The following is a 12,465-nucleotide window of genomic DNA, read 5'->3' as shown; positions in this document are numbered from 1 at the left end:
AATCGGTCAAGCGAAAAATCGTTAAAAATCACCAAGTGATTTATTTTTCAGCATAACCGACTATTTATGCTTACTTCCTAATCAACCACACACCACTTTCTACATGATGAGTATAAGGGAACTGATCAAAAAGTGCCGCACGCTCAATACGATGCGTTTGGGTTAATGGCGCTAAATTTTCTGCTAGCGTATGCGGATTGCACGAAATATATAAAATTCGCTCGTAAGCCTGCACCATATTTAAGGTATCTTGATCTAAACCTGCCCGTGGCGGATCAACAAAGATCGTATTGCAATCATACGCTTTTAAATCAATCCCTTTTAAACGATTAAATTCACGCACACCGTTCATCGCTTGGGTAAATTCTTCCACCGACATTCGAATAATTTGCAAATTATCGATCTGATTCTGCTCAATATTATATTGCGCAGAGTGAACTGAAGATTTTGAAATTTCAGTGGCTAACACTTTGCGGAAATTCTCCGCTAATGCAATCGAGAAATTCCCATTGCCGCAGTAAAGTTCCAATAAATCACCAGTACTATTTTTAGTACAGCTTCTCGCCCATTCTAACATTTTGATATTCATTTTAGCATTTGGCTGGGTAAAGCTGTTTTCTACTTGGCGATAAATTAAATTACGACCGTCCACCGGCAATACTTCTTCAACATAATCACGCTCTAAAGCGATCTTCTGTTTAGTCGCTCGTCCGATAATTTGTACGTTGAAACCCTGATTTTCCAAACGTGTTTTTAAAGCACCGGCTTCTACCTGCCACTCTTCCGTCAATTTCTTGTGGTAAAGCATTGAAACCGCAATTTCACCGCTTAACGTGCTGAGATAATCCACTTGGAATAATTTACGAGTCAGTAATTCATTGCCCTTAATTTCAGCTAGCAAATTACTCATCATTTTATTAATCAGATGATTGGCAATCGGGAATTGATCAACTCGATAACGTTGCTTAGTTTCCTGATCGAACATAATGTGATACAGCTCATTTTCTCCGGCTTCGTTAGTATCATGCCATACTCGGAATTCGGCACGCATACGGAAATGGCTGGTTTCAGACTCAAACACTTCAAGCGCGGGCGGATTAAAAGGCGCAAGTAAAGCGGTCAAATTTTCTGCTTTTTTTGCAAGAAGATCAGAATATTGTTCAATAGGAAGCGTCATAATTTATCACTGCTAATTTACCCAGCCGCTCATAGCGGCTAAGTTAGAAAATAATATAAAAAAAGAAACCACAAAATACCCTGAGCAACACTTGCGTGTTTTCAGCGTATTCCGTGGCACATTTAAAATTGCAAATACTTAGAAATACCTATTATTCAGCAGCGCTGAAATCATCACCGGCATCGTTACCTGCATTACCTGAAAGCGTATAGATACGTTTTGTTTTGCTGGTTAAAGTACGGTATTTTAACCATGATTTTTCAATAATGCTTTCAGCAATTTCATCACCTTTCATTACAGCAACAAAGCGCTCTTCTTCTGCCGTCACTGGGTTACGTTCGCCAGTTTCTAATGCTAAACACGCTTGACCGAATTGCTCTAAAGTTTGAGATTCACGAATGGTGTAATCACCGTGACGAGCAAAACCACGTGGATAATTTTTATCATCAAAGTAACGACGTGTTACGCTAAAACTCTCTGCCATAATATGCCTCTTATAATTTACTGCTGAATTTGAAAAGAAAAAAATCGACCTACCATTAAATCAACAATTCAAAATAAGTCAAGAAAAAACACATAAAGCAAGCGATTTTCTTGCTGGAAGTCGCTCTCAATCGCCTAGAAAAAAAACCACTTGCAAGACAACCTTACAAGCGGTCTTTTTTCACAAAAGTTTTACCAATTAATCAATCGGTGGCACGTAAGTACCGTTTACAATCGAATCTTTAATACGATCCGCTTCCGCTAATACTTGTGCTAATAACGCTTTCACGTTTTCCAAGGTTGCAATCGGGCTTAACGTAGTCATCTTAAGTGATTGTTTGTCGCCCACTTTGGTTACACCGATATTTGCCTCACCACGAGCGAAAAGCTCGTCCGCTACGTTTTGGTTTAAGGTATCGATAAATTCTGCCGGATAGCCTTGCGGTACCACACGGAATAACACCGAAGCGAATTGGCTTGGCACTAACATTTCTAAGCCGTCAGTCGCGTTAATATAGCCTTCTACTTCTTTAGTTAATTTCACACCGTGGTCAATCATTGAAGCATATAAGTCTTCACCTAACGCTTCTACGGTGAACCATAATTTTAATGCGTCAAAACGACGAGTGGTTTGTAATGATTTCGCTACTAAGTTCGGTACACCGTGCGCCTCATCATATTCTGAATTAAGGTAATCCGCTTTATAGTCGATAAAACGATAGTTTGCCTGATCTTTTAATAAGAACGCACCACACGAAATACTTTGGAAGAAGTGTTTGTGGAAATCTAACGTGATTGAGTCGGTTTCTTCAATACCATCTAAGAAATGACGGAAATCTTTAGAAAGTAATAACGCACCGCCCCAAGCTGCATCTACATGTAACCACGCACCGAATTTATTGGTGATTGCACGAATTTCTTTTAACGGATCGATTGCACCAGCGTCAGTCGTACCGGCTGTTGCCACCACACAAGCGATAATCTTGCCTTGTGCGGTTAAATCCGCCAACGTTTTTTCTAATGCCACAACGTCCATTTGAGCGTTTTCGTTGCACGGCACTTTTACCACAGATTGGAAGCCCATACCCATCATTGCCATGTTTTTTTGCACTGAGAAGTGAGCATTTTCCGAACAAACCACTTTCACATTTTGCATTGCGTCCGCAGGAATACCGTCACGTTGCACTGACCATTCCGAGCCGTCTTCGTTTTTCCAGTTTTTCGCAATCGCCCAGTCACGAGCAAGCAATACGCCCATTAGATTTGATTGCGTACCGCCGGAAGTGAACACGCCTGATGTACCAGCACCATAACCCACTTTTTGACGTAACCAATCAATTAAGTGTTCTTCCATAATCGAACCCGCCGGGCTTTGATCCCAAGAGTCCATTGATTGGTTAGTTGCGTTAATTAACACTTCTGCAATTTGACTGGTTACCATTGTCGGGCAATGTAAATGCGCAAGCGAGTGTGGGTGATGTACTTTAAGACTTGGTTTTAAGAAAATTTCCACTAAGTGCTCAAGTGATTTTTGTACACCTACGCCTTCTTTTGACGGATTAAAACCGTCAATCAAAGCACGCATTTGCTTGATTGAACCACCAGTGTACATTTTGTCGTTTTTTAACCAAGCACTTACTGCTTGTACCACATTATTCATCACATTTTCGTAATCAGCGATAGATTGCGGATCGTTACAGAAAAGTGATTGTCTGTGTTTTGAAATATCTGCCATTTTTTCTCTCGCACCTAGCACAAGCCGTACTAGGTTAATTAAGCTCAGCCCCGTTGGGGCTAGGATATAAAAAGAGCCACAAAGTGGCTCAGATAAAGTAACCCTACACGGCTCGTGTAGGGTTAGAATTAGATTAGCCACGTACTGCTTTGATTGCATCTGCCACAGATTGTTTGAAGCGTTTGATAAACTCTTCGCACTCCGCTTGGTTGATGTTTACTGCACAAAGAACACGTACTACGTTACCACCACGGCCACCACGTTCTAACAATAATTTATTGTTGAAACACGCTTTTTGAATTGCTACCGCTAATTCACCGTCTTGCGGGTAAGCGCCGGTTGCATCTTGTGGTTTACGCTCATCAACGATATCGATACCCATCATTAAGCCGCGACCACGTACATTACCGATACATGAGAATTCTTTGCTTAATTCACGCAATGCGTTAGTTAAGTATTCACCACGTTCTTGTGCATTTTGCGCTAAATTTTCTTCACGCATGATTTTTAATGAAGCATAACCGGTTGCCATTGCTAATTGGTTACCACGGAAAGTACCGGTGTGACCTGCTGGTTGCCATGCATCGAATTCTTTACGAATTGCTAATACCGCTAATGGTAATGAACCACCAACCGCTTTTGACATTACTACGATATCCGGCTCAATGCCTGCGTGTTCGAATGCAAATATTTTACCACTGCGGCAGAAACCTGCTTGAACTTCATCCACGATCATTAAGATACCGTGTTTTTTAGTCACTTCACGTACTTTTTGTAAGAAGCTAATCGGAGCTGGGACTACACCGCCTTCACCTTGAATCGCTTCTAAAATTACCGCTGCCGGTTTTACCACACCACTTTCAACATCTTCGATGAAGTTTTCGAAATAGCGTTCAACCGCTTTCGCACCCGCTTCACCACCGATACCGAACGGACAACGATATTCATGCGGATACGGCATAAATTGCACGCCAGCCATTAAGTTTTGCACCGCATTTTTCGCACCTAAGTTACCGGTTAATGATAACGCACCGTGTGTCATACCGTGGAAGCCACCAGAGAATGCAATCACATTGCCACGACCGGTATAAGTTTTTGCTAATTTGATTGCTGCTTCGTTAGCATCCGCACCTGATGGACCGGTAAATTGAAGGATGTATTGATCTTTCGGGAAGAATGAAAGTAATTCTTCTGTGAATGCATCTTTCAACGGAGTAGTTAAGTCAAGCGTATGTAACGGTAAACCGCTTTCCAATACATCTTTGATTGATTGCATTAATACTGGGTGGTTGTGACCTAAGGCAAGTGTTCCTGCGCCCGCTAAGAAGTCAAGGTATTCATTACCCTCAACGTCTGTCACCCAGCAACCTTGTGCTTTTGCGTAAGCAAAAGGTAATTTACGAGGATAACTACGAACATTTGATTCCATTTTATCTTGGCGATCTAAGAAATGTTTGTTTGATGCGAGAACTGCTTTTACAGGAGTGGTAATTGTCATTTGAAATGAGTTTCCTATTGATAGGTGAAAAAAATAAGTCGGGTGCCTTGCGGGAAGCCTAAGCTTTCTGTTTCTGAAAAAACAGATGCCATGGGGCATTTGACTCGCTACTTATTAAAAAAGCGTTTCAGCTTTTTTGTTTTTACCCTGCCCCTAGATTTAACAAAAGAAAGGCGGTGCAGGTTGGAAACAGGCTTAAATGTGGGTTACATTTAAGGACGCATAATAGTACATTTTTTTGGCAAAAAATAAAGTAATTTTTATTAACTAACCTTAGATAACCCAGTCAAATGTCTAAAGATGTAAACGGTTGCCAAGTTGACGTAAAAAACCCAGCTGAAAAGCTGGGTTCTTGAAACATTGAATCAAATTATTTGATTTTAGCTTCTTTATAAACAACGTGTTTACGCACAACTGGATCAAATTTTTTGATTTCCATTTTTTCAGGCATATTACGTTTGTTTTTAGTCGTTGTGTAAAAGTGACCAGTTTCAGCAGTTGAAACTAATTTGATTTTCTCACGATTACCTTTAGCTGCCATTGGTTAGCTCCTTAAATTTTTTCGCCACGAGCACGGATTTCAGCTAATACTGCATCAATGCCTTTTTTGTCGATAATACGCATAGCTTTCGCTGTTAAGCGTAAAGTTACGAAACGATTTTCACTCTCAACCCAGAAACGGTGAGTGTGTAAGTTAGGTAAAAAACGACGACGAGTCGCGTTTAATGCGTGTGAGCGGTTGTTACCAACTGCTGGACGCTTGCCGGTTACTTGGCAAACTCTTGACATTTTAATTCTCCAATTACTTAAGTAATGTTTAAATGGTTCGGGCGATTAGGACTTATATCAGTTTATCTAATTGCCTCGTCAGGCTTAGCCCGACCAAAGTCATATTTAAAGACCATGAATTATACTCGCTTTAATAGCGTTATTCAAGTCTCAATTTATGAATTATTTCGGCGAAACTTCTCTTCTTCAAAGGAAAAATAATCACCTTTTCCGACGACAATATGATCAACAAAGCGAATTTCAACCAAATCACACGCCATTTCAATCTTCTTAGTGAGTATTCTATCCGATTCCGAAGGCATGCAATGACCTGAGGGATGATTATGGGCAACAATAATTGCCGCCGCATTGCATTTTAATGCTTCTTTGATTATTTCTCTAGGGTAAACCGTTGCTTGATTAATCGTACCGTAAAACATTTTTTCTTTTTTAATTAAGCGATTCTGATTATCGAGAAACATCACCATAAACACTTCTCGTTCTTCCGTCGTTCTTCCGATTCCAGTTCTGTCTGAAAACACATCACAGCTAAATAAGGTTCCGTAATGTTTTCTCGCACTTGCATTTGTTGCGCCAAATAACGCTTAGTCATTTCTTTTGAAGCTTGTAATTGAATAAATTGCGTTTGTCCCAATCCTTTCATCTGACAAAATGCTTTTACATCCGCACTAAGTAACCCCCTTAACGAACCGAATTGTTTGAGTACCGTTTCAGATAATTGCATCACCGGCATCCCCTTAATACCGGTACGCAAAAAAATCGCCAATAATTCCTGATCAGTTAATGACTCCGCTCCATAAGCTAATAATTTTTCTCGTGGCATTAATTCTGCATTGCACATTATTTTTTACTCAGTTAGACCAAATAGGGAAAAAGCATAAAGAAGCTAATTATTTGAATCAAAAGGAAAGTTTTATTTTTTCGACACAGATCGCAAAAATCGCTTTATTGTGAGTGAGTACTTATTAAGGTAGAATTATCCAACTCATCTTCTTTGCTTATGCTCAGAAAATGAATAAATATCTTCTTAAAATAGGAATTGCTATGCTCAGTAACAAGCGCATTTTAGTTGGCATTACCGGTGGCATTGCCGCTTATAAAACGATTGAATTAATTCGTCACTTCAAAAAAGCCAATGCGGACGTTCGTGTTGTATTAACACCAGCGGCAGAAGCTTTTGTGGCCCCGCTTACCCTGCAAGCGATTTCGGCAAATGCGGTCTCCAATTCCTTATTAGATCCGCAAGCGGAATTGGCAATGGGTCATATCGAACTGGCAAAATGGGCGGATTTAGTTGTTATTGCACCGGCGTCTGCCGATTTTATCGCTCGTTTACGTGCCGGTATGGCAAATGATTTACTCTCTGCCCTCTGTTTAGCAACCGCCAGCCCAATTTTACTCGCACCGGCAATGAATCAGCAAATGTTCAAACAAGCGGTTACGCAAGAAAATTTAGCGGTTTTGGCAAATCGCGGTGTGCAGATGATCGGCCCAAATAGCGGCTTCCAAGCTTGTGGTGATGTCGGTGCCGGCAGAATGTCCGAACCGAGCGAGATCTTCCAAGCGGTATGCGATCACTTTAGCCACGCGCAAGATCTGAAAAATATCAGCGTGACGATTACAGCCGGGCCAACCCGCGAAGCGATCGATCCGGTGCGTTATATCAGCAATCACAGCTCCGGCAAAATGGGCTTTGCAATTGCTGAAGCATTTGCCAAACGTAGTGCACAAGTGAATCTGATTGCCGGTCCGGTCAATCTTGCCACACCTGCAAATGTCGCTCGAATCAATGTGGAATCTGCGCTAGAAATGGAGCAACAAGCGGTCAAATTTGCCCAAAAATCTGCAATTTTTATCGGTTGTGCTGCCGTTGCCGATTATCGAATGGCTGAAGTCGCTACACAAAAAATCAAGAAAACCACTGATAACGACGAACTGATTCTTAAATTAGTTAAAAATCCGGACATTATCGCCAATGTGGCAAATTTAACCGAAAATCGCCCGTTTACCGTGGGTTTTGCAGCGGAAACGCAAGATGTAGCAAACTACGCTAAAGATAAACTCAAACGTAAAAATTTAGATTTAATTTGCGCCAATGATGTGTCCGGTGGACAAGTGTTCGGGCAAGAGCAAAATTCGCTCCATCTCTTTTGGCAAAACGGTGAGAAAATGCTACCGCTTGCAGATAAAAGCAAACTGGCGGAAGCCTTAGTTCACGAGATTATTGAGCAATTTAAACATGACAAATAGGAACATAAATGAAACAAATCGATTTAAAAATTTTAGATAGCCGTATCGGCAACGAATTTCCATTACCGGCCTATGCAACCGAAGGTTCAGCAGGCTTAGATTTACGTGCATTAACTGAAAGTGCTTTAACCATAGAACCCGGTCAAACCGTACTGATTCCAACCGGTATTTCAATTTATATAGCTGATCCGAATTTAGCGGCGGTGATTTTACCTCGTTCAGGTTTAGGGCATAAAAACGGTATCGTGTTAGGTAATTTAGTCGGTTTAATTGATAGCGACTATCAAGGTCCGTTAATGGTGTCATTGTGGAACCGCAGTGATAAACCTTTTACCGTTGAAGTAGGCGACCGTATTGCTCAGTTAGTTTTCGTACCGGTGGTACAAGCAAGCTTCAATATCGTAAACGATTTTGAACAAACCGAACGTGGTGAAGGCGGTTTCGGCCATTCGGGTAAACAGTAATTCGATACCCAAGCAAGCGGTCGAATTTGTAAAAAATTTTGCAAAAATGACCGCTTGTGACTTCTTTTAATGATGAGCAGATTACTAAAATAAGAGAGATTTATGACACAACCAACTGTTAAGATGCCTAAAAAATCAGTGAAAGAACGTCAGCAACAAGTTCTCGAAGTGCTAATTGGGTTATTAAATTCCGAAGACGGTATGCAACGTGTAACTACCGAACGTTTAGCCAAAGCGGTTGGCGTTTCGGAAGGCGCACTTTACCGTTATTTCCCAAGCAAGACTAAGATGTTTGAGGCATTGATTGAGCGTATTGAACAAACGCTAACCAGTTATATTAATGCAAGTAAACGCAAAGAGAATTCGACTGCATTGACAGTAAAAGCTATCCTCTACACCGTAATTGAATTTGCTCGCAAAAATCCGGGAGTAACTCGTATTCTAACCAGTCATGCGCTAATGTTTGAAGACGATCAATTAAAAGCACGCGTTGCAAAATTTTTTGACGGCTTAGAATTTCAGTTCGCCAACATTTTACAGATGAGTAAATTGCGCGAAGGTAAAACGTTCGAGGATGAACGAGCGCTCGCCGGCTATTTAGTCAATTTTTGTGAAGGTCAATTTTTACGTTTAGTACGTTCTAACTTTAGTTATAACCAACATCAACATTTTGAAAAACAATGGGCATTGATTAAACCATTATTTGAGTAAGCTTTATGATTATTCCATGGCAAGAACTTGAACCCGCAACATTAAATAATGTATTAGATTCATTTATTCTACGAGAAGGCACCGATTATGGCGAAAGAGAACTTTCTTTAGAGGAAAAACGTGAGCACTTATTTGCTCAATTAAAAGCAGATAAAGTCGTAATTATCTGGTCGGATCTACACCAAAGCCTTGATATTAAAGACAAAAAATCTTTTTTAGGTTAAGTGGGCGTCTTGTGATACAATTTTAACATTTAGGATGTCAGATAATTATAAATGATTTATAGAGGTTTTTATGCAGATGCAAGATATTTCAATTTCAGCACCTCAAATGGATGGAGACATCTCAGCTCCGCCATCAATTCATGCTCCTGCTGTAGAGTGGTTTCTGACTCACTGTCATATTCATCGTTACCCGTCTAAATACACACTGATTCACGCTGGTGAAGATGCAGAATCTTTATTCTATATCGTGAGCGGTTCGGTAGCGGTGTTTATCAAAGATGATGAAGGCAAAGAAATGATTCTTTCCCACCTTGGGCAAGGCGAGTTTGTGGGTGAAATCAGCTTATTTGAAGAATCTATTCAACCACGCACCGCTTGGGTCAAAACGAAAGGTGCTTGCGAAATTGCAGAAATCTCGTATAAAAAATTCAAACAGCTTGTGCATTTAAATCCGGATATTTTAATGTATCTTTCCGCACAAATGGCTCGCCGTTTACGTCAAACTTCACGCCAAGTAAGTAATCTTGCCTTCTTAGACGTAACAGGTCGTATTGCACAAACACTAATGAATCTGGCCAAAATGCCGGATGCTATGACCCACCCTAAGGGAATGCAAATTAAAATCACTCGCCAAGAAATCGGTCAAATGGTCGGCTGTTCACGTGAAACTGTCGGAAGAATCTTAAAAATGTTAGAACATGAAGGCTTAATTTCTGCGCATGGTAAAACGATTGTCGTTTATGGCACTCGCTAAATTTTAATAAAGAAAGACCACTTGTTAGTGTTAAACAAACGGTCTTTTTTATCCTTCTTTTACATAGCGTTTAATGAATTTTGCTTGGTGTTTTTCAATCACTTCCTCAATCGAAATATCGTATTTATCCGTCAAAATAAATAAGTTATCCAGCACATCATCCAGTTCTTCGATCAAACATGCTCTTTTTTCTTGGTAAGAGACTTCGGTTTCGTTCGGGTCACTCCCCCGGCTTCTTCGCTTAAAAAGTTCACTCGAATAAACGGATTGTAACGATACTAGTCCTGTGTCTGATAAAATTCTCTGACCCAATTTTGGTAGTATTGAAACTGCATTTGTATTTCCCTATTTTACTTGTTAGACTAATTTTAATTTAATTGGAAAAATAGGAAGGTCAATGAATATTACCGTTTATTGCGGCGCAAATGTAGGAAATAAGCTACAATATCAACAAGCCGCACAATCACTTGGCGAGTGGATTGCAAAACATCAGTACAAATTAATTTATGGGGGAAGAAAATCTGGTTTGATGGGAATTGTTGCCGATAGTGTATTAGCCCATCAAGGTGAAGTCATCGGCATCATCCCAACCTTTTTACAAGAGCGGGAACTTGCCCATTCTTCACTTACCAAACTGATTACCGTTACAAGCATGCCGGAACGAAAATTAAAAATGATTGAATTAGGTGATGCTTATATTGCCTTACCCGGTGGCCCTGGCACATTAGAGGAAATTACCGAAGTGGTTTCATGGGCGAGAATCGGACAAAATAATAATCCTTGTATCTTCTTTGATGTAGAACATTACTATCAACCACTCAAAGCCTTTTATCAACAAATGGTCAACAACGGTTTTTTAACTCAAGCCGATTTGGATTATGTTTTGTTCTCGGACAACTTAGAGGAGATCGAAAAATTTATTCAAAACTACCGTCCACCTCAAATTCACCTCTATTAAATGCAAAAAGCGGTAGCCATACTACCGCTTATATTCTAGTTTTCTTCCCAACTTGCGAATTTAACATATTCCGCTAACTTGGGGAATTGTTTTAGCCATTTATTCCACTGTACTAAATCCACTTCCACCTTAACCAATCGGTCACCAAACTGATTAAAGCTTTCGTCTTTAATACAATGCTGTAGGTGAAATTGCGTATATATTTGCCCCGCAGTTGCCGGTAATAATACTTTCTCACACACTAACTCATTGCGTAAACATTCCCGAATCGCTTCATACAACAAATCAATACCTTGATTGGCTTGTGCAGAAAGATAAACCACCACCGGTTTACCATCGTCATTACGCTCAATATATGGCATTACGCCCTCGAGTTTATCGACTTTGTTATATACCAATAACGTTGGAATTTCTAACGCACCGATTTCATCTAAGACTTGGTTAACCGCATCAATATTTTCATTTTTACGATCGTCCGTCGCATCAATGACGTGTAACAGTAAGCTCGCTTCGGTGGTTTCTTGTAAAGTCGATTTAAATGCAGAAACCAAATCATGCGGTAAGAATCGGATAAAACCGACCGTATCCGCTAAGATTGTGGTACCGACATCTTGAATCTGCATTCGGCGTAACGTCGGATCAAGCGTTGCGAATAACTGATCAGCCGCATAAACACCAGCATTGGTAATCGCATTAAATAAGGTAGACTTCCCTGCATTGGTATAGCCGACTAAAGAAACGGTCGGAATATCCGCTTTCTGACGCGTTTTCCGATTTTGACTGCGTTGTTTATTCACTTTCTCCAAACGATTTTGAAGTTGCTGAATTCGCACTTTAATCAAACGGCGATCGGTTTCAAGCTGAGTTTCGCCCGGCCCGCGTAAACCGACTGACCCACCCTTTTGCTGATCTTGATTGCCCAAACGGCGTACCAAACGTGTTGCCAAATGTTTAAGTTGAGCCAGCTCGACTTGTAATTTTCCCTCGTGTGATCTGGCACGTTGGGCAAAAATATCTAAAATCAGACCAGTTCTGTCCACGACACGACATTCACATAACGCTTGTAAATTGCGGGTTTGTGAAGGGCTCAATTCGTGATTGACCAAGACCACGGTTGCACCGAGCTCCTCAACAGCTTGAGCGATTTCATCGGCTTTGCCTTGTCCGACAAAATATTTGATATGCGGTGCAGAACGAGAAGTGGTTAGCGTGGCAAGAATTTCAACACCAGCCGATTTGGCAAGTGTTTGGAATTCCATCAGATTCTCAATATCTTTATGTTGAGAAAGAAAGAGGTGGACTAAAATTGCTTTATCTTTCGAATGCGATAACGCCTTATCGGCAGTTTTCCCATTCTCGGATAAAGCAAAACCAAATACAGCATTTTCATCTGTATTTGGCATCTGCTCGACAAAAAAAGCT

13 protein-coding genes and 2 pseudogenes are annotated in these 12,465 nt (G+C 40.5%); 6 read left to right on the top strand and 9 right to left on the bottom strand.

The features are described 5' to 3' along the window. Positions 1-70: 70 nt before the first annotated feature. The 7 genes and pseudogenes from trmA to radC form a co-directional block, all read right to left on the bottom strand. Positions 71-1,177 carry a tRNA (uridine(54)-C5)-methyltransferase TrmA gene (trmA, locus tag C228_RS0100865; RefSeq protein WP_018650844.1) on the bottom strand — a complete coding sequence of 369 codons (1,107 nt, stop codon included), beginning with the start codon at positions 1,175-1,177 and terminating at the stop codon, positions 71-73. Between the two features lie 151 nt (positions 1,178-1,328). After that, entirely contained in the window at positions 1,329-1,661 is a 333-nt protein-coding gene (locus tag C228_RS0100860) for a MaoP family protein (protein ID WP_018650843.1), read from the bottom strand. Positions 1,662-1,859: 198 nt separating this feature from the next. After that, complete coding sequence (gene ddc, locus C228_RS0100855; protein WP_018650842.1) at positions 1,860-3,395, bottom strand: L-2,4-diaminobutyrate decarboxylase; 1,536 nt, start codon at positions 3,393-3,395, stop codon at positions 1,860-1,862. A gap of 133 nt (positions 3,396-3,528) precedes the next feature. Beyond that, a complete protein-coding gene (locus C228_RS0100850) occupies positions 3,529-4,893 on the bottom strand; it encodes a diaminobutyrate--2-oxoglutarate transaminase (protein WP_018650841.1) in 1,365 nt (454 codons plus the stop codon). A 370-nt stretch (positions 4,894-5,263) separates the two neighbouring features. After that, positions 5,264-5,434 (bottom strand): 50S ribosomal protein L33, encoded by a 171-nt coding sequence (gene rpmG / locus C228_RS0100845; protein ID WP_005624479.1) that lies wholly within the window; start codon positions 5,432-5,434, stop codon positions 5,264-5,266. 11 nt (positions 5,435-5,445) lie between these two features. Then, on the bottom strand, positions 5,446-5,682 hold the full coding sequence (rpmB, locus tag C228_RS0100840) for a 50S ribosomal protein L28 (RefSeq protein WP_018650840.1): 237 nt from the start codon (positions 5,680-5,682) through the stop codon (positions 5,446-5,448). Positions 5,683-5,837: 155 nt separating this feature from the next. Beyond that, a pseudogene (gene radC / locus C228_RS13070) lies at positions 5,838-6,523 on the bottom strand (RadC family protein). A gap of 203 nt (positions 6,524-6,726) precedes the next feature. Between radC and coaBC the strand changes: the two are divergent. From coaBC to crp, 5 genes are all read left to right on the top strand, one after another. After that, positions 6,727-7,932 (top strand): bifunctional phosphopantothenoylcysteine decarboxylase/phosphopantothenate--cysteine ligase CoaBC, encoded by a 1,206-nt coding sequence (coaBC, locus tag C228_RS0100830; protein WP_018650839.1) that lies wholly within the window; start codon positions 6,727-6,729, stop codon positions 7,930-7,932. 8 nt (positions 7,933-7,940) lie between these two features. Beyond that, positions 7,941-8,396: a dUTP diphosphatase gene (dut, locus tag C228_RS0100825; RefSeq protein WP_018650838.1), complete on the top strand. Its 456-nt coding sequence runs from the start codon at positions 7,941-7,943 to the stop codon at positions 8,394-8,396. Between the two features lie 102 nt (positions 8,397-8,498). Then, entirely contained in the window at positions 8,499-9,107 is a 609-nt protein-coding gene (slmA, locus tag C228_RS0100820; RefSeq protein WP_018650837.1) for a nucleoid occlusion factor SlmA, read from the top strand. 5 nt (positions 9,108-9,112) lie between these two features. After that, positions 9,113-9,331, top strand: coding sequence for a YheU family protein (locus C228_RS0100815; protein ID WP_018650836.1), 219 nt, complete (start codon positions 9,113-9,115; stop codon positions 9,329-9,331). Positions 9,332-9,401: 70 nt separating this feature from the next. After that, positions 9,402-10,085, top strand: coding sequence for a cAMP-activated global transcriptional regulator CRP (crp, locus tag C228_RS0100810; RefSeq protein ID WP_018650835.1), 684 nt, complete (start codon positions 9,402-9,404; stop codon positions 10,083-10,085). A gap of 48 nt (positions 10,086-10,133) precedes the next feature. Here the strand turns inward: crp and C228_RS13065 are convergent. Further along, positions 10,134-10,420, bottom strand: a pseudogene (locus C228_RS13065) (MazG nucleotide pyrophosphohydrolase domain-containing protein). A gap of 62 nt (positions 10,421-10,482) precedes the next feature. Between C228_RS13065 and C228_RS0100800 the strand changes: the two are divergent. Then, positions 10,483-11,043 (top strand): LOG family protein, encoded by a 561-nt coding sequence (locus tag C228_RS0100800; RefSeq protein ID WP_018650833.1) that lies wholly within the window; start codon positions 10,483-10,485, stop codon positions 11,041-11,043. 35 nt (positions 11,044-11,078) lie between these two features. Here C228_RS0100800 and hflX read toward each other — a convergent pair whose 3' ends face one another. Beyond that, positions 11,079-12,446, bottom strand: a complete 1,368-nt coding sequence (gene hflX / locus C228_RS0100795) for a ribosome rescue GTPase HflX (protein WP_018650832.1) — start codon at positions 12,444-12,446, stop codon at positions 11,079-11,081. Positions 12,447-12,465 lie beyond the last annotated feature (19 nt).

Source organism: Actinobacillus capsulatus DSM 19761, assembly GCF_000374285.1.
Classification (GTDB): domain Bacteria; phylum Pseudomonadota; class Gammaproteobacteria; order Enterobacterales; family Pasteurellaceae; genus Actinobacillus; species Actinobacillus capsulatus.
The sequence above is the reverse complement of the archived record's forward strand: the minus strand, read 5'-3'. Positions and strand labels throughout refer to the sequence as shown.